14 protein-coding genes and 1 tRNA gene are annotated in these 17,368 nt (G+C 49.6%); 8 read left to right on the top strand and 7 right to left on the bottom strand.

Annotated elements, in window-relative coordinates; all coding sequences use genetic code 11:
• Window positions 1–7 precede the first annotated feature (7 nt).
• Window positions 8–745: an ISAs1 family transposase gene (locus METBU_RS28470; protein ID WP_268869771.1), complete on the bottom strand. Its 738-nt coding sequence runs from the start codon at window positions 743–745 to the stop codon at window positions 8–10.
• Window positions 736–1,821 carry a Druantia anti-phage system protein DruA gene (locus METBU_RS28465; RefSeq protein ID WP_051056251.1) on the bottom strand — a complete coding sequence of 362 codons (1,086 nt, stop codon included), beginning with the start codon at window positions 1,819–1,821 and terminating at the stop codon, window positions 736–738. The genes METBU_RS28470 and METBU_RS28465 overlap by 10 nt, the downstream gene beginning before the upstream one ends.
• Before the next feature lie 350 nt (window positions 1,822–2,171).
• Between METBU_RS28465 and METBU_RS0116900 the strand changes: the two genes are divergently transcribed.
• Complete coding sequence (locus METBU_RS0116900) at window positions 2,172–2,378, top strand: DUF6494 family protein (protein ID WP_014150187.1); 207 nt, start codon at window positions 2,172–2,174, stop codon at window positions 2,376–2,378.
• Window positions 2,379–2,938: 560 nt separating this feature from the next.
• Here the strand turns inward: METBU_RS0116900 and METBU_RS0116895 are convergent.
• From METBU_RS0116895 to METBU_RS0116875, 5 genes are all read right to left on the bottom strand, one after another.
• Entirely contained in the window at window positions 2,939–3,730 is a 792-nt protein-coding gene (locus METBU_RS0116895) for a sterol desaturase family protein (protein WP_017841749.1), read from the bottom strand.
• Window positions 3,718–4,407 carry a TIGR04283 family arsenosugar biosynthesis glycosyltransferase gene (locus METBU_RS0116890; RefSeq protein ID WP_017841748.1) on the bottom strand — a complete coding sequence of 230 codons (690 nt, stop codon included), beginning with the start codon at window positions 4,405–4,407 and terminating at the stop codon, window positions 3,718–3,720. Before METBU_RS0116890 ends, METBU_RS0116895 begins: the two co-directional genes overlap by 13 nt.
• Before the next feature lie 13 nt (window positions 4,408–4,420).
• Entirely contained in the window at window positions 4,421–6,400 is a 1,980-nt protein-coding gene (locus METBU_RS0116885; protein ID WP_017841747.1) for a GumC family protein, read from the bottom strand.
• 352 nt (window positions 6,401–6,752) lie between these two features.
• Window positions 6,753–10,070, bottom strand: a complete 3,318-nt coding sequence (locus tag METBU_RS0116880; protein ID WP_017841746.1) for a DEAD/DEAH box helicase — start codon at window positions 10,068–10,070, stop codon at window positions 6,753–6,755.
• Between the two features lie 475 nt (window positions 10,071–10,545).
• Window positions 10,546–11,217: a DUF3047 domain-containing protein gene (locus METBU_RS0116875; RefSeq protein WP_235726421.1), complete on the bottom strand. Its 672-nt coding sequence runs from the start codon at window positions 11,215–11,217 to the stop codon at window positions 10,546–10,548.
• Between the two features lie 424 nt (window positions 11,218–11,641).
• On the opposite strand from METBU_RS0116875, the gene METBU_RS0116870 reads away from it, so the two are divergent.
• From METBU_RS0116870 to METBU_RS0116835, 7 genes are all read left to right on the top strand, one after another.
• Window positions 11,642–11,728 (top strand) — tRNA-Leu (locus tag METBU_RS0116870).
• Window positions 11,729–11,893: 165 nt separating this feature from the next.
• Window positions 11,894–13,084, top strand: a complete 1,191-nt coding sequence (locus METBU_RS0116865) for a tyrosine-type recombinase/integrase (RefSeq protein ID WP_017841744.1) — start codon at window positions 11,894–11,896, stop codon at window positions 13,082–13,084.
• Window positions 13,085–13,889: 805 nt separating this feature from the next.
• Entirely contained in the window at window positions 13,890–14,495 is a 606-nt protein-coding gene (locus tag METBU_RS0116860) for a hypothetical protein (RefSeq protein WP_017841743.1), read from the top strand.
• Window positions 14,496–14,590: 95 nt separating this feature from the next.
• A complete protein-coding gene (locus METBU_RS0116855) occupies window positions 14,591–14,824 on the top strand; it encodes a helix-turn-helix transcriptional regulator (protein WP_017841742.1) in 234 nt (77 codons plus the stop codon).
• Complete coding sequence (locus METBU_RS0116850) at window positions 14,824–15,414, top strand: hypothetical protein (RefSeq protein ID WP_017841741.1); 591 nt, start codon at window positions 14,824–14,826, stop codon at window positions 15,412–15,414. Before METBU_RS0116855 ends, METBU_RS0116850 begins: the two co-directional genes overlap by 1 nt.
• A 3-nt stretch (window positions 15,415–15,417) precedes the next feature.
• Entirely contained in the window at window positions 15,418–15,762 is a 345-nt protein-coding gene (locus METBU_RS0116845; protein ID WP_017841740.1) for a hypothetical protein, read from the top strand.
• Window positions 15,763–16,205: 443 nt separating this feature from the next.
• Window positions 16,206–17,345: an AAA family ATPase gene (locus METBU_RS0116835; RefSeq protein ID WP_017841738.1), complete on the top strand. Its 1,140-nt coding sequence runs from the start codon at window positions 16,206–16,208 to the stop codon at window positions 17,343–17,345.
• Window positions 17,346–17,368 lie beyond the last annotated feature (23 nt).

Genomic DNA, 17,368 nt, shown 5'->3' with positions numbered 1-17,368 from the left:
AACCGTTCTAAACTTCTTGACTTTGGTATCGCAATATAACCTTTCTCGAATTCTCTGTCATGCGTAGGTAATCGAATACCCGTCGTACATTACGCGCCAGCTTTTCGGTAGTGGCTGCCACACTGTCTTTACTCATGGACTTAATCAACCCTGCGGCAAATCTGCGCAGACAGGTTATGTTTTCAGGTCCATGGCCTTTGCTTATCCTGCAACGATCTTCATTCCAATTCCAATCCAGTAGGTAATGATGACTCTCAACGCCCCAATGATCTCTATTGAACTTGAGCACTTGTTCAGCGTTGGCGCTCATCGGCGAATGACTGGTCAGGCCGTAAGCCATCTCAAAGGTTTCTTGGCCGCTTTTTTTGTCGATGGTGTGGCGTTGTATGGCAAATATTTGCCCGACGAAAGGGAAATCAAGGTAGTTGTTCAGGAGCGTAGACGTCCAAATAGAGCGTGACTCAATACGACCATGCGTTAAGGTGTAGGGCTCGCTATAGTCAGGCGCTTGGCGATTTTCAAAGGCCAGGCGAATATCCTGGGCGACTGTGGGTTGGTTGTCTTTGGCGGTAAATACATAATGGGCCTGCCGGTCTTCGACCAGATAGTGCGCCAGTTTACGCTGTGTTAAAAGAGCGTCGCCGGTGATCGTTTTATCGGCAATATTTGCCAGGGCATCCATAACNGGGATGAACATCCCNATTTCGTTGGTCTGTTTNAGTTCATCGCTTCCCTCTACAGGCAAAGCACCGACTTTTTTTGAGTGTGGCAGCGTCCCGTCTGATGCCCGACGACGCCCAGGATGTGTGTTTGACGACCGTCTTCATCAATCGCGTTACGCAGGNTTTTACCGTCGACGGCCAAGCCTTCGTCGGCTTCGGCGAATTGTTCGTTCCAGCCTTGCAGCGCAAGATCGAGTTGTGCGGGATCGACGCTAATTAAGGTTTCTCTAAAGGTGGTGCGACTGGGTACCTGATAACGCCCATTGCGTTTGCGACAGCCAAAACGGGCTCGCGCTTTTTGGCCTAAGTCATCCGCCCAGCTGCCAATCGCTTTATAGCCTTCCATTCCACAGAGCACGGCAGCTGTGGCAAGAGCCAGAATACACGGCAGAGAATGACGCTGTCCCTGCTTACGCCGCGGGTCAGGAATATCAAGAAAGAACTCTGGTAAAGTGCGCATTTGATCGGCGGTTAGCATGATTTTTGGTGCTCCATAGCCATAACAGGGGCTAAGCATAGGTTGCGACAAGTGAGTTTGAGCGCGCTTTTCCAAGGGTCTAACAAAAACCTGCTTGGGCTGTTGAGCGCTAGGGCTATAGCCTTGGCGAATCCGACGGTAACCACGGGTATCGCCGACATGCACCCAGTTAGAAGCACGATAAATCGTGCCATGAAACAACTGAGGATCAACGAAAGTTTCTAGCAATAATAAGGGGTAACCGAAGCGTTGCTGCCAATCCTGAGAAATTCGCCGTTCACATAAGGAAAGAACCCGGGACGCAAGGTTAGGATAATGGTGCTCGGGGAGAATCAGAAAGCGACTATTGTTAGCAATCAGGTGAAGGCGATCATATTGAACCCGATAGCTCCAACCGATCCACTGATCACGCGCTGCACATTTCCAGGCGGCGGCGGAAAAGCTGATGAGTGCCAGCCATTGATTATGATAGCTGGCGACATACCACAAGGTATGTCCGATCTTTGGTAAAGCACCCAGATAGTGGTGTGCCTTCATTAATGACTGAAAACGTTCCTGCTCTTCCGACTGAACTGGTTGTACGATGATCTCTTGAAGGTTCAAAGCGGGTATCCCAAACATAGAATGTCAGGATGCTTTATATCTGAAAAATGTAGGTTTGTCCAGGATTAGTTATATTTCATTGATTTATCATGTAAAGTTATAGAGAACTGTTCCGCCGTGCCGGTGAAAGTGTTGTAGACCCTTCATGCTTCGACTTGGCTCGAACGGTCTACAACACATGCCAACTGCTCTTTTTAGGTTTATCAATGCGCACGTCAATCTCACGCGAGAGCCTTTCAACAGGCGGGCCACTTAATCATTCAGATAAAGCTTGATACCTATCCGTATTGGTGGTTTGATTGACGCTGGTCGATTTTCAGGGGCGGTCTTTCCCGACCGGTGTTTCTTTTTGATTTACGGAGGTTGCTATGAACGAAGATACTTTGAATATGGAAGTCAGGAAATTTTTGAAACAAGTCGGCGTCACGTCACAGCGAGAGCTTGAGCATGCCATTGTCAAGGCCATTGAAACGGGCGAGTTGAAAGGAACCGAAACGCTACAGGTAAAGATGACCTTGGAATTGCCGGGCGTTCGGTTAACGCATACGATCGAAGATCAAATTAAGCTGGAATAAAACTATACCTGATTAGCAAGATGCTTCAGCTTGCCGAAGCCAAGTGTCCGAACAGGGGCCAGTCGTAGTCGCAAAAACTAAAATATGCTGTTACCCAAGCTCCAGCTCTCGTCTTTATACATTAAGTATAAATATACCTAATTGTGCAAAAAGTAGCGACCGAGCGCTAAATTGTTGTGTTGTCCGGAAAGGCTATTGGTGTTTGAGCGTTACTGGCTTCGATAGTCGCGACGAAGGCGTCGCTCCCACAGAGAGCGGCGGACGCTCTGTGGGAGCGATTCCTTGATCGCGATCTCGAGGCCGAGAGTGTTAAGTCACAATAAATGCTATCGAGGTCTCATTGGTTAAGGTTGCAAAAGGGTAATTTCTGACTTATGTATAACGATGAGAGCTCCAGCGTGGGTAACCTGTTCAGGAAGCTGGAGCTTGGGAAATAGCGTGATGTGGGTTAGCCGTTTTTAGCTTGACGCGCATGGCTTGCGAACCCCGTCCTGTTAGGGATATGCCGATCTTTGGGCTTTAGCTGAAGAAACTTAGTAATCAGGAAACTATATCTCGCCTCACTCCCGGCGTAACGCGCTAAACGGTAAGCGCAACAAGTTCGCGAGGCCGAGTTCTTCGGGATTTCTGAATGGCGCTAGGCCGATCGGCATCTCGGTTTGTGCTTGTTTGGGTTCGGCTCGGTAGGTGCCGCATAGGCGATCCCAGCACGAAATCGAAAAGCCATAATTACTGTCGGTTTCGACTTGGATCGTCGAATGATGAATGCGGTGCATGTCCGGCGTGACAATGAGCCAGCGTAGCATTTTGTCGACCCGCTCCGGGATGTCGACATTACCGTGATTGAACGTGGCCGCGCCGTTCAGGATAATTTCGAAGGCGATCACGGCCAGCGGGTCCGCACCGAGCAACAAGATCCATGCGATTTTATAGAGCATCGAAAAAACGATTTCCAACGGATGAAAGCGAACTGCCGTTGTCGCATCGAAGGCTATATCGGTGTGATGAATCTGGTGCAAACGCCATAACAACAGCCATTTATGCGAGAGCACATGCTGTCCGTAAATCGCAAAATCGAGCGCGATCAAGGTAACTGCGACAGCCGGCCAGCCTTGAATATCGAAAATGTTCAACAATCCCCAAGACTGCTCTTGCGCATAAACCGCGCTCAGATAGGCCGCTCCGCCGACCGTCAATCGCATCAGCAGCATGTTGAACAGAGCCAAGCCGATATTGATCGGCCAGCGCTGTTTGCGGTCGGGCGATTGCTTACGTCTTGGCCGCAAAGCTTCCCAGCCGATCATGATCAAAAAAATGCCTAGCGCAATAGATAAGCGGATTACGGTTTCCATAGTTTTCCTGTTCGGTAAAGATAAGCCAATGTCTCCGGATGACTGCCCAAAAAATAACGTAGCCTTAGACTCCACATCAATAGAATCGTTCGGTATATGCCATAGCTTTCCCAGCGTCTGCCGGAACTGACGACACGGGCGCTTAGGCAAGCAGGTTTACTCCAATTTTTCAAAGATTTGCTTAGCGCGATATCTTCCATCAAGGCGATATCGGGAAAGCCCCCTACGGAATCGAAGGCTTTGCGATGCACGAAAATCGCCTGATCTCCGGTCGCGATGCCGGTCCATCGCGAACGTAGATTCATTAGTGCGGCGATCACCTTCAACATGACATGACTACCACACAGACGGATATCGAAACGCCCCCAACATGCGCCTTCATTCAGCGCTTGACTAATCGAGTTCAATGCTTGTTCGGGCAAGACAGTATCGGCATGCAAAAAGATCAAGACTTCGCCATGCGCATGCTTTGCCCCCCGATTCATTTGTTTGGCGCGGCCGACCGAGCCGGTTAATACAAGGTCGGCCAAGTCCTCGGCCAGCGCCACGGTACGATCGCTACTGCCGCCGTCCGATACGATAATTTCCGCATGTTCGCGTAAGTGCTGCAGTTTGCCAAGGCATTCAACGATCGAGGTTTGTTCGTTGAGTGTCGGGATTATGATCGAAAAGTGCACGATTTGTTTTCGTTCATTGCGCCGGCGGAAGCGCTTCCGTTTCCAAAGCCGGATGGATTCGGTTGATTTCGGTCACTGAAAGACCGGGGCGTAACGGCGAGTAGCGCCCGTATTCGACTAAATCGGAGGGCGATATCGTTCCGACGATATTTTCAAGTTCGGATAATTTCAAACCTTGTCTTATGAGATACACGATGTAGGTATGGCGAATGGCATCGGCATTGAAATCTTCGGGATGTGTCATACCGGCATCGATCGCCGCAACGCTTATAATCGCGGAAAGATCGTCGATCGCTAGCGGGCTATCGGTATACCAGACCGGAAATCGATGTTGCTCGTTAAAATAACTCAATAGACCGTCGAGCAAAATGACTCTCGGTACGGGGCCGCTCAACCGGATCTCTCCTGATTCGGCATCCAGATGATCCGGAGTCAATGCCGCGGCTTCCTTCAATGTAACGCCAAGCAATAATAAAACAATCAGCTGCTTGCCCATCGTATTCGAAGCATTAAGCAGTGCGCGTAAATCGGCATCCGACAATTCCCGGGGCATTGGCGCATTCAGTCGCTGATGGTTGCGGATTTGCGCGAGCCTTTCTGGCGAAATTTGCGGCAAGTCCAGCCGTCCGGCGCCAAACCCCAGGTTCGCGTAGGCCGACAGCGCCGATAAAGCATCGTTTGACTGCTTTTCGCGGGGCGGATGTAAAAATTCGGCCAGCCAAACGCCGAACAGTCCGAGCATGACTGACCCGATAACGATAATCAGTGTATCTCGGCTGTAATTCGGGCTGATGGGGTCGCGGGCAAGAAAGGCTCGATCAATCACGGTAACCTGAGGGTATTTTTCGACCGGACGCGTTTCGATTTGCACTAGCCGTTCTTGCGTTTCTCGGTAAATTTTTTCGAGCCCATCGAGATCGGCCCTAAGGCTTTCATGTTGCGCGAAGCGTGAGCTGAATTCCGATGCCATGCGTTTGTGATCCTCGAGCTGTTGACGAATACGATCGAGCGTCATTTTTGCGGCTTGGTATTCTTGCATCGCATCGGTATGCACGATTCTTGTGCCGAATTGCTGCTTGGCTGCGATTTCCTTTTCGAGTTTTTTAATTTCCTCGGGAATGAATCTCATCGACGGTTGCCGAGTCAGGTATTCCCGGGTGTAGCGTTTGTCGAATTCGGCCAGCTTTTCCCTGAGCTGTTGCAACCGCTGTTCCAATTGATCCAGGCTGCGTTGATCCTGGGACGGCACGACGGCTTGGCCCTCTTCAATGGCCTTTTCGACGGCTTCGAGTCGAGCCTTGGCTTTGACTTCGGCCTCATTGGCGTTATTCAATGCCGCCGTTAGCCCGGTTAGCTTGGCCAATACCGTATTTTCTTGGCGCTCGGTCGACGCTATGTCATGTTCATTTCTAAATTCGATCAGCGCGTTCCGAGCTTGCACGATTTTGATTTCCAATTCAGCCAATTCATCCTTGACGATCTGTACCGTCTTGCCTTTGCTTCTTTCGATTTCCGCCGCTCTGGCATCCAAATATACGTCGATCCAGGTATTAATCAAGACCGGTAAAATCTCCGGCATTTCTCCTTCGGCCTGCATCTCGACCAACTGCGTGTCGGGCAACGATTGGACTTGCAAGATTTCCTTGACGTCTTCTAAAGTCAGATTGGCTTGCGGATCCGTTATCTCGAGCCTCTTGAGCGTTTCATCCAACAGTTCGCGGCCCAGCAAAATTTGCCGCTGTATCGCGACATGTTGGATATCGGCGGTTTCCGAGACCTGATCGATCGCGGTCATTGCCGAAGTCAGTAAAGTTGCAGTACTGCGGTATATTGCAGGGCGGCTGTAGTTGAAAGCCAAGCCGATGAGCAATGCGCTCAGGAATACGCCGAGAAAGATTGGCAGCCGGGAGAGAAACCAGCGTTGGGGTGACGAGCCAGGTGGGTAGAGGCCTGTATCATTGATGACTTCAATATGCGGCGGATAATCGTTCATCGTTATACTCCCTTTATACTCAAAAATTAGCTAACTTTGTGAAGGTATGGGGTGTGGCTAGCGAGGATGTCGGCAGCAGGGAGCTGCCGTCAAGCCCCCAGGGATGGGTATACGGCGGTCCTCGATAGACACATCCCATACCTTTTATTCTTAGACGGTTTTTCAATCAAAAGGAAGTAATGCCCGTTGTTTATGATGGATCTCGAAGATCACAGATTACACGAAGTTTGCAATTTTTAAACGGTTTTGGCTGGCGCCGTCGTTCGTTTCGCCGGCTGCAAACCCCAGCCTGCCAAGATATCAAATATTTTCGTGTGTTTCGTAGACAAAATGCTTTTTATTGGATCAATGCCTACGACTGTACCGGATCGAACAATGCAGTCAAATCCTCCGCAGTCAGATTAAAACTTTGCTCGTTGTTCTCTTGATAAACCCCGGACGCCAATACACGCTTTTTTTCCTGCAAGGCAAGGATTTTCTCTTCGACCGTGTTTTCGGTAATCAGTTTATAAACGAATACCGGTTTGTCTTGACCGATTCGATAAGCCCGGTCGGCGGCTTGGCTTTCCACCGCAGGATTCCACCAGGGATCGTAAATGATCACGGTATCGGCTTCGGTAAGATTCAAGCCGACACCACCCGCCTTAAGGCTGATCAGGAATACGTCGACTGTGCCTCCGGTGAATAAATTAATCACCTCGTCGCGGTTTTTAGTTTGCCCGGTCAATTTGCTATAGGCAATTTTGCGGGTTTTCAATTCGGTTTCGATGAGCGCGATCATCTTCGTGAATTGCGAGAATACCAAGATTCTTCGGCCTTCCTCAAGTAACTCGGGCAGCAATTCCATCAATAGATCCAGTTTAGCCGACTGTTTGACTTTTTGAGCCTCTTTCAAGTTTAACGTTCTCGGATCGCAGCAGGTTTGGCGCAGTTTCAGCAAGGCATCCAATATCGTAATGTGACTGCGCGCCAGCCCTTTTTGCGCGATCGCATCGCGAACCTTTTTCTCCATGGTCAAACGGATGCTCTCGTATAAGGCGGCCTGTTTGGTGTCGAGCGGCACCGAACGGATCATTTCGGTCTTCGGCGGCAACTCCTTGGCAACCTCTTGCTTGGTCCGGCGCAGTAAAAAAGGTTCGAGCCGGCGCGACAAGCGCTTGCGTTGCTCAAAGTCGCCGTGGGTTTCGATCGGCGTACGGTATATGCGCTTGAAAAAAGCGCTGTCGCCGAGAAAGCCCGGCATCAAGAAATCGAATTGCGCCCATAATTCGCCCAAGTGATTTTCCAGCGGCGTGCCGGTCAAACATAAACGATGATTCGCATTGATTCTTCTGACAATGGCCGACGCCTTGGCCTTAGGATTTTTGATAATTTGCGCCTCGTCGAGAATCAAATAATGATAATCGGGCTCGGTCAGTGCCTCCTCGTCGCGCGGCAGTAAAGGATAGGTCGTCAGCACGATATCGAAATCGTTGATTTTATGAAAATGCTGTTTTCGGTCGACGCCTTGTAGTATCAAGACTCTCAAATCCGGTGTAAAGCGCTCGGCCTCGCGCCGCCAATTTCCCATCAAGCTGGTCGGGGCGATGATTAGACAGGGAGCGGTCAATCGTCCCTGCTCTTTTTCCAGTTGTATATGCGCTAGCGTTTGAATGGTTTTACCGAGCCCCATATCGTCGGCCAAAATCCCCGCGAATTGATATTCACGTAGAAATTGCAGCCAGTTGAGCCCCAGTTGTTGATAGTCGCGCAACTGCGCCTTCAAGCCATCGGGCGGTGCAACGTTGGCGATACCTTTGAAATCTCGTAACTTCTTAGCAATTTCTCGAAGCGCCTTGCCGCCTTTTAGGCTGAAAAGACCGTAGCTGTGCGTTTCCAGATCGGCTAATGCGACCGCATTGAAACGAGATAGGGTCAATACGCCCTCTTTACTATAAGTACCTGCATCGAATAACTCGAACAAGATATCCAAAAACGGCTTGATGCGTTCGGATGGAATATTCAAATATTGATGCTCTCCCATCGGAATACTCAGCATTTCGGGCAATTGGCCCGCCTTAAAATTTTCCAACACCGGCATGATCAACGGCAAAAGCGGTAACGACTGACCATCCACGTTAATATTAAAACGCATTTCAAACCAATCGTTACCGCTTTCGTCGATTTCAGCATTCCAAGTATCCGCCTCCTGGAATTTCATCAAAAAGCTATCGTTAATTTCAATCCGCCAACCGGCTTGCTCCAGTTCGAGAACGGTATTTTGCAAGAATACGCCCCATCGAATCGCCCCATTGGCATCGGAGGGATCCGTCTGCGCCGTCATGACAAATTCGGTGTTGCCGGGCCAATCCATCGAACGAAAGCCTTGGTCGGTTAAGCGTTGAATCGCCTCGGATTCGGCAGCCTGGTCGCGTGCGATACGCAATAAGCCTTGTTCGGTTTTAATCACTTCCCAAACATGGCGCTCGGATTCGGCCGAAGCATTATCCGTTTTCGAATAAAAACTGTGCGCCTGGTTTTTATCGAGCGGATGCGCCGCAAAAATATGCCCGGCATAATCGAAACCGACCGTCATTGCATGGACATAATTCGAAGTCGTAAATTGCGTGCCGAACAATGTTAGTAAAGGGCGGGGCTTTTGACCCCGCAGTTCAACGATTTCAATCCTGCGCGGCGGCGGTAAGGGTAATTCGGGATGTTGAAGCGTTAAACGCTCACTAAACTCTTCGGCGGCTTCGGCGGGAATACGCGGAATCGTCAGAATTTTTTGCAATTGTTGAAAATCGATTCCATGCACATTCAGCGGCCCGATTAAACCGTTTGCCGGATCCAGATACATCGGCGGTTCGGTCAAAATTAAAATAGCGTCATGTTCGATGCTCAACACCAACTGAAAATCGCCATTATCCTGCATGAGCCATTCGAAATTTAAATCGCGTAATTCGCCGCTCCTTATCGCCGGTTCGTCCAATGATTGATAAAACAAACGTTCGGTTTTAACGGCTTGCGTCAAAACCAAATAACCGGTCGCGCCGTTAATGATCGGTACGCCTTCATAAGTACTTGGTAAGGCGGTGATTAAACGAATGAGTTCTTCGTCGCCTTCTTGAAAATAAGTGTTTGAAGCATACCCATAGCGCAGATTATTGACTGTAGTTTTACGGCCCTTGGATAAGCCGCCGGTTTTCTTTTCGCGGGTAATCGTCAAATCGAGATTGAACTCCCCTTTTTTCGAGGCCGGCAGCAGGGTATAGGCAAGAAAATCTTGATAAGGCGATTTGGCGGATGTTTGTTTGTTAAGGGTTTCTAGCCAGCCCAGCCAACTTGAAGCATGGCTAGCGGTTTTTATCGGCATGTCAGTCATGTCATTGCGGTATTTAAGGCAAACCGCCGCGACATGCTTACAGTTAAAATGCATCGGACAGGAACAATAACCGACGATTTCAACATTATTGAATTTGTCGTTCCAGGTGACTTCTATATTTTGTCGATAATGGTTGTTACCACTCCCTTTGACCGTAGATTTCAATTGGACATGCCGGTCACTCTCTTCGGTAATGTTCATTTTCGATACCATGCCGCTTTGGTAATAGCTGAGCCCGCGCGTATAAGCGGAGTCGCCGCATTCGTAACGGATATCGGAGCTTAAAATCTTCTTTTGATCGGTCATTGCTACGTCTGAATAAAGTCGGCAAACCGGTCATTATATACTTTGCGCGAAACAATGCCGATGCGCGGTTTTATTTTTGACGTTATAACGAAATGAATTTTTTCGTAAGTATTCAGGCCCCGTTGGCAAATTACCGCAACATTGTCCTCCCCCTTTGAAAAAGGGGGGGGGTGAGGGGGATTTATATAAACAATCTCCCCTAGCCCCTCTTTTTCAAAGAAGGGGGACTGAATACTTAGTAACGATCATGAAATAACATCGACAACTTCTAGGAGGGGGTTCGGTGGCTCGATTGACAGGTGTCGGCGGCAGGGCAGATTTTTGCTCCTGCAAAATCTGCATTCATACCATCCTTGGCAATCAGTCGCCGCCGTCAAGCCTACATGGAAGTATTCACGGCGTCCTGTCAAGCGAGTCACCGAATCGCCGCAAAGCCTACTACTTGTAGCAGTTATTTTGTGCATATTCCTTACAATCAATCCCGGGAGAAATAGATGTCCCCGTAATAAGCCTCGGCGCTGCCGCCGGCATTATCGGTATCGGTCATCAATGCCACGGCATCGATGTAGCGAATAGGTTCGCCGAATTGCGCTTCCAAATCGCGGAGTACATTACGTTTTTCTTGATACCAAGTAGCGGTTTGATCGTCAGCCGAACGCAAAGCGATCATCATCGCATTACTACCGGCAAAAGCATTCGGCCAAACCTTGCCTTTCGGCGAATTGCCGGCCCAAACATAATTGATCGCCCGCGTTCGCCAGAATGCCCAGCCGCCGCTAACCACCACATAGACACGGGCCGCATAATCGTCGCCGGACTTACTTTGCTCGTCGATCTTTCCCAAACGGTTATCGATGCGCCATCGCCAATTCAAATAAGGCGTTTTTTGAAGATCGATACGCTGTTCTTTAAATAAACCGGACGCAGCCCGATCGCTCTTCGCTCGTAATACGCGAACATCATCCAACAACTCGATCGTATAAAGCGTAGTGCCTTTAAACGATTTAGGTTTCCAGCCGGCAAGGCTGCCGGAGGAGAATTCACCGACCACTAGCCGACTTGTATCGGCAGAAACCGAGCCAAGCCCCGAGAGTGTAGCGATTAACAAGCAACGGATAAAAAACGAACTCAGAAATGATGAATGCAAAACGTGTTCCTCAAGTAAAAGTATTGATTTCAAACGTATCTCGAAACCAGGCAATGGCAAAACGGAAGAACGTTCCAAGTAGGCGCCAATTTAAGGAAAAACGCGTCATTACGTCAGGAATTGGCGGAATCAAGGACTACGGATGGCTATGCGTATCTTCAGATCCCATCTAATCTGGATATCGGCAATCCTTAGCGAGATAACGAATAAAGCCGCAAATGCACTATAGAATAGGCATTAAGTTGACGCTTATGAAAACATTCTACATTGCGAAATCGAAACATATCGTCGTTTTATCAATTTGCCCGTAAGCGTATCTTAATAAGAAAAATCCGTTTCGCTAGAAACAAAACGCAAGTAAAAAAATACTGGCGAATTCCGTCCGGCATAAGGTACAATGCACAGCTCTACGACATCCTTAAATGCCTGGGTGGCGAAATTGGTAGACGCAAGGGACTTAAAATCCCTCGCTCGAAAGGGCGTGCCGGTTCGATTCCGGCCCCAGGCACCATTTAAGAATTCAACCAAGTCTCATACAGTACGAAAGCCCGCTAATCTACTAGGTTCGCGGGCTTTTTTATGTCCGTTACAGTGCCATATGGTACGTTGCAATCTAGTGGTACTTTGGGGTATCTTTCAGGGGTACAAAAATACCCCAGTCAGGAGATACCCCACCATGCCCCTATCAGACCTTGCCTGTAAAAACGCCAAACCCCGCGAAAAGGCTTTCAAGCTCTACGATGAAAATGGGATGTTCTTATTAGTTAAGCCAAACGGTAGCAAATATTTCAGACTGAAATATCGAATAGACGACAAGGAAAAGCTTTTAGCGTTGGGCGTGTATCCTGATATCAGCCTAAAGGAAGCTAGAGACAAGCGAGACTATGCAAGGAAGCAGATAAAGTCCGGGATTGACCCAAGCGCAAAGCAGAAGGCCGAACACCACGCCATGACGCACACATTCGAGCGCGTGTCGCGTGAGTGGGCAATATCGATAGAACACACCATAAAACCCATTACGCACGGCAAACGAATCAGGCGCTTCGAAATGCACCTTTTTCCACAGATCGGCGCAAAGCCTTTAATTGAGATTAAGGCCCCCGATATCTACACGGCACTAAAGCCATTGATCGAATCAGGGCAGCTTGAGACAGCGCACCGGGCGCGGGCGGATATATCCTCAGTGTTCGCCTATGCGATCGCTCACGGCCTGACCGACTACGACCCCGCGCAGCCGGTAGCAAAACAAATCCCCTCGTTTAAAGTCGAGCATCGAGCCGCAATCACCGAACCGCGAGAATTAGCGGTACTTCTCCGCGACATTTACGGATACCAAGGAACATTTGTTACGCAGTGCGCGTTAAAAATATCCGCACTGCTCTTTCAACGTCCCGGAGAGATCCGCCAAATGCGATGGCAGGATATTGACCTTGAGTCGCGAGAGTGGCGTTATTTAGTCACTAAGACAGAAGTGCAGCACATCGTACCCTTGAGCCGTCAAGCGGTCGAAGTCCTAGAAAGCGTTAAAGCCCTGACCGGCAACCAAGGCTATGTATTCACCACAAGGCCGGGCCGTCCATTATCAGAAAACACCGTAAACCAAGCCCTAAAGACATTGGGCTATGACGGCAAGACCATGACCGCGCACGGCTTTAGAAGTGTCGCTTCAACGATCCTGAACGAATTAGGATTCTCTCCCGATGCGATCGAGCGGCAGCTCTGCCATATGCCACGCGATAACGTGAGGGCCGCCTATAACCGGGCGCAATATCTACCGGAGCGGGTAAAGATGATGCAAGCGTGGGCAGATCATTTGGACGGATTAAGAAATGGAGCGGAGGTTATACCGTTTAAGAAGGTAAGCTAATAGGAAAGGTAGGTTTCTAAGTGCCGTAAGTGCCGTAACCGCCGTAAACCCAGTAACGGCGCGGCTTCACGGTACGGCACTTGTAAATTATAAGTGCCGTAATACGGCGGTTAAGTGCCGTAAGTGCCGGGGTATTTGGTAAGGTTGTCTCCAATTGGAGACAAACATCGACACCACGCGCGCGAGGGGTAACGTGCGCCATGGCGCACAAACTTTTTTGCACTTCCATCGACACCACGCGCGCGATGGGTAACTTGTCCACAATTGTGGACAAACTCTTTTGCACCATCGACACCACGCGCGCGAGGGGTAACAGGTGCATAAATCGCTTGAGTTGCCCATGGGCAACAAAGAAATCCCAGAGCGCGAGGGGAAACGGGGGATTTCTTTGTCTACCATGGTAGACAAACGAGGCACCACGCGCGCGAGGGGTAACGTACAAAAGTCGCTAAATTCCCCCATGGGGGAAAACTGACACCACGCGCGCGAGGGGTAACGGCTTGGGGGCCTATAGGCGCCAAAGAAATCCCAGACTGACACCACGCGCGAGGAGTAACGGTTTGTGCACTATAGTGCACAAAGAAATTCCCGAGACACCGACACCACGCGCGAGGTGCATAAATCCAAATCGCAGTGCGCTTTTGGGAACTTTTGATACAATCGACTTTAACCGGATAGGCCGACGGGCCAACAAGCGGGATTCGTTACCCCGTTTCCGGTTAATCCTTATTTGTTGGATTCAAAAGTGCAGTCGACTGCACTTTTGCGCTTTTCGTAACGGCACACTTGTAACGGAGTGTTATCAATGGATCATCCCTTTCTTTTCGCATTGCGTAACCGTACCATCAATTCGAATTTTCGAGATATTAAGACGGCGCTTTTAGATGATGCTGAGATTTCTAGGAACTTGGTTGAGCTATCAAAATCGTTTGATGAGGCGGTTCTTTTCGATCTTCTACATATTGCATCGATTCCCGCTAATGCTTTTCAAGTCAACCCAGAATCAAAGCCGATAAGATTAAACGAATTAGGTAGCGCGGCGGCTGAATTACAGAGGCAATTGAGCATGACCGACCCTAACTTGTTACAGCGTTATGCCGACAAAGCTACAAACTTTGGCAAAACTGCAAGATTTTACCGCGCGGATATTCTGAAAAACGAACTATTGGGCTTATTGGTAATCATGTCTGAAATATGCGACCAAGACGCCACCGGAGCGGGGGCGTATGCGAACAAAAAAACACTGTCAAACCAAAGCCGGGCGCGGGCATTGGTCAAGGCGCGATTGCTTAAAGAAAAAACACTTTTACTGCTTAAAAAGCCACATCATAGTCTTGTTGCTGCTTTAGCTAATGTATCGGAGCAACCAGACGAGCCGCTAACGACCCGGGATGTTATGAACCTTCAATGACAAGAAGTTTTAGAATTTTTTAAATGTTCTTGCCATTGTTTTTTGTGTGTATCCCTTAGTCTTTACCGCGACATTAACAAACGCGGAAAGACAAAATGACACAATCAAGCACCAATCAAGCAAACGTAATTCCTGAAAACGGCTTTCTCAGAATTTGGCAAATCCTAGGCAACCCCAAGACCGGCACCCCGGCAATTATTCCGGTTTCCCGAACGACCTGGTGGAGGGGCGTTAAGTCGGGCCGGTATCCAGCCGGCGTAAAATTGAGCACCAGGACAACCGCATGGCGGGCGGAGGATATTCGCAAACTCATCGAGGAGGCCGCGTAATGTTTGCCGCAGTCTACCAAGCCGACCCGAACACCAAGCCAAGCCGGTTAAAGCGGCGCAGAAAAAAGCGCTGGAAGTTGACTGATAAGATTCTATGCGGTACAGTTTCAGCGCACTCGAAAAAAACGAGCGCCGGGCGTGAGAACCCGTTTCAAGTGGCGATCAAAACGCCGCAGCCTTTAGCGGCTTTTTTATGCCTACCATTCAGCACGGCCTTAATCCGTGTCTATTCTGTTATGGCGGGCTTATTCAGGCAGCGTTCGGCGCTGGCCGCTCCACTTGGCGGTTTCTCACCCTGCTTAAGCCCGCCACCCGATACCGTGAGAAGTATCCGTGGCGGTTATTCCTTATCAAGTGGAGTTACCGCAATGACCACATCAAAACCAGCGTACCAGCGCAACCAGTCCCAAGCATCCAAAAACGTTACCCTAAAACGTAGGATTGATAGGCTTGTCGAATCGATTACCCGAGTTGATGCCGATTTGTTCACCAATGGCGCAACCGAGGGAGATCTACTCTGCCTAGAGATCGACGCACAGAGAATGGCCGATTATTGCCGGTTCATTCGTCAATCGCGGGCGGAGGGTTAAGCCATGATATGCCATTCAGGAAACGCGCTTACTGTTCTATTCGACCACGCCAAAGAGCAATTACCCGATGACCAGCTTCAATGGCTCACCAATTTAGGCGAAGCCGCAACCATGCACTGTGACAACGTGGCCGAAACGCTAAATTCGTTGGCGTGTGTTCTATCGGCCGATGAGACGATTTCAAAGCCGGGAGATAAAGACCTTGCTTGCATCCTTTGGGGGCTTCACGACTCCCTAAGATCGGTATCGGCTTCTGTGTTCGTATCGGACGAAGCACGGGCGGAGCTGGACAGGCGGCAAATTGAACGCGCGGCCACACAAAAGACGGGCAATAAAAAGCCCGGCTGATTAATCAATCAAGCCGGGCTTTTGCGCGTTCCATCACCCACCAAGGGCAATTATAACCCGATTGGATGGAACGCGCACACCCGGCAAAATGGAGTTTGCTAAATGAGCAAAAAACTTCCCCCATACGCGCGGAATATGAACAGTTACGCGCACACCGACGACTGTATCATTTACACCGGCGTAAACGCTTGGCAGGTCGCAAGGAGCAAGACGAGGCTGCCTAGAACGCCAAAGCTCGTACTTCCCCCCAAAGATGACCCAGCGGCTTATCAGTGGCCGGTTTCGGGCCGGTATTGTCAAATTTGGACGTGTGGCGAACCCGAGCCACACGAAACGCTTTTTAAACTGGCGCGGCTTCTGCTCGAGGCCGGCGCCGTTAAGGTTGTGTTGTTTGACCTTAGTAGGCCGCTCGTTGTTATTGAGCCGAAACGGAGGGCGGCGGCGTGAACGGCGATATTTTTGAGAGTGTTGAAGTCGTCGAGCCGGGCTTGATTCAAATAGAGATCGATGAGCCGCCGAAGTTTAAACTCCATCGAGCATCAAAGCTGACCAGCGAACCGAAACCGCTTGATTGGGCGGTCAAAGGTTACATCGAGCGAGCCAGCATAAACCTTTTATTTGGCCCCCCCGCAAGCGGAAAATCACTGATTGCGCTTGATTGGTCTTTTTGTGTTGCGGCGGGCATTGCCTGGAACGGTCAAAAGGTGAAGCAAGCCCCCGTTGTTATTATTGCTGGCGAAGGTTTTGCAGGGCTGGCGCGAAGGCTCAAGGCGCTTGAATCAAAGTACGGAATGAACACACCGGAACAGCTTTTTATAAGCGAGCAACCGGGCAATTTTGCCGATGCTCAGAATGCGGCGTGGGTTGCGGAGAGTATCAAAGCGATTTGCCCAAACCCCGGCTTAGTCGTCATTGATACGATGCACCGAAACATGGTCGGCGACGAAAACAGCGCCAAGGATATCGGGCAGCTTGTTTCAAATTTGGACAACCACATTAAGCCGCTTGGTTGCGCCGTTCTGATTGTCCACCATAGTGGACACGGAGAAAAAGACCGAGGGCGCGGTAGTTCAGCGATCCGCGCGGCGATGGATGCGGAATATAGCGCGGTCAAATTAGATGAATACGTCGTTCTTTCCTGCAACAAGGCAAAAGACTTTGAGCCGCCAAAGCCAATCAAGTTTTGCTTTAACGTGGTTCCTCTTGATTGGCGTGACGAAGAAGGCGAACCGTTAACGAGCGCGTATCTCAATTTCGACGGCGAAGCCAAGCCGGAATTGAAAAAACGAAAATTGTCTGCTCGAGATGATGCCGTTTTGACAGCTCTAAGCGAAGCGATCGACAAACACGGCGTCGAACCTACCGGCGAAATCAAGGCGAAATTTGCCGGTCCAGGCCGGACAGGTTGGCGCAATCAGAAGGTGGTTAATATCGAACACTGGAGGGCCAAATCTTACAAGGTTATCGTCGTTGACGGAGGCACCGAAAAAGCAAAACGAACAACATTCTGGAGAGTAAGAAATAAGCTTTTAAATCAAGGTCTTACCGTTGAATATGACAATTTCGCATGGCGTATTTTTTAAGGCGTTACAGGCGTTACGTTACG

The organism is Methylotuvimicrobium buryatense 5G, assembly GCF_000341735.1.
In the GTDB taxonomy this organism is placed as follows: domain Bacteria; phylum Pseudomonadota; class Gammaproteobacteria; order Methylococcales; family Methylomonadaceae; genus Methylotuvimicrobium; species Methylotuvimicrobium buryatense.
This window is presented reverse-complemented; position numbering and strand designations above follow the sequence as displayed.

Coding starts and splice junctions, on each gene's coding strand:
- METBU_RS0116845 (WP_017841740.1), top strand. CDS start 15,418: ATGATATGCCATTCAGGAAACGCGCTTACTGTTCTATTCGACCACGCC.
- METBU_RS0116895 (WP_017841749.1), bottom strand. CDS start 3,730: ATGGAAACCGTAATCCGCTTATCTATTGCGCTAGGCATTTTTTTGATC.
- METBU_RS0116850 (WP_017841741.1), top strand. CDS start 14,824: ATGTTTGCCGCAGTCTACCAAGCCGACCCGAACACCAAGCCAAGCCGG.
- METBU_RS0116860 (WP_017841743.1), top strand. CDS start 13,890: ATGGATCATCCCTTTCTTTTCGCATTGCGTAACCGTACCATCAATTCG.
- METBU_RS0116855 (WP_017841742.1), top strand. CDS start 14,591: ATGACACAATCAAGCACCAATCAAGCAAACGTAATTCCTGAAAACGGC.
- METBU_RS0116900 (WP_014150187.1), top strand. CDS start 2,172: ATGAACGAAGATACTTTGAATATGGAAGTCAGGAAATTTTTGAAACAA.
- METBU_RS0116880 (WP_017841746.1), bottom strand. CDS start 10,070: ATGACCGATCAAAAGAAGATTTTAAGCTCCGATATCCGTTACGAATGC.
- METBU_RS0116865 (WP_017841744.1), top strand. CDS start 11,894: ATGCCCCTATCAGACCTTGCCTGTAAAAACGCCAAACCCCGCGAAAAG.
- METBU_RS0116885 (WP_017841747.1), bottom strand. CDS start 6,400: ATGAACGATTATCCGCCGCATATTGAAGTCATCAATGATACAGGCCTC.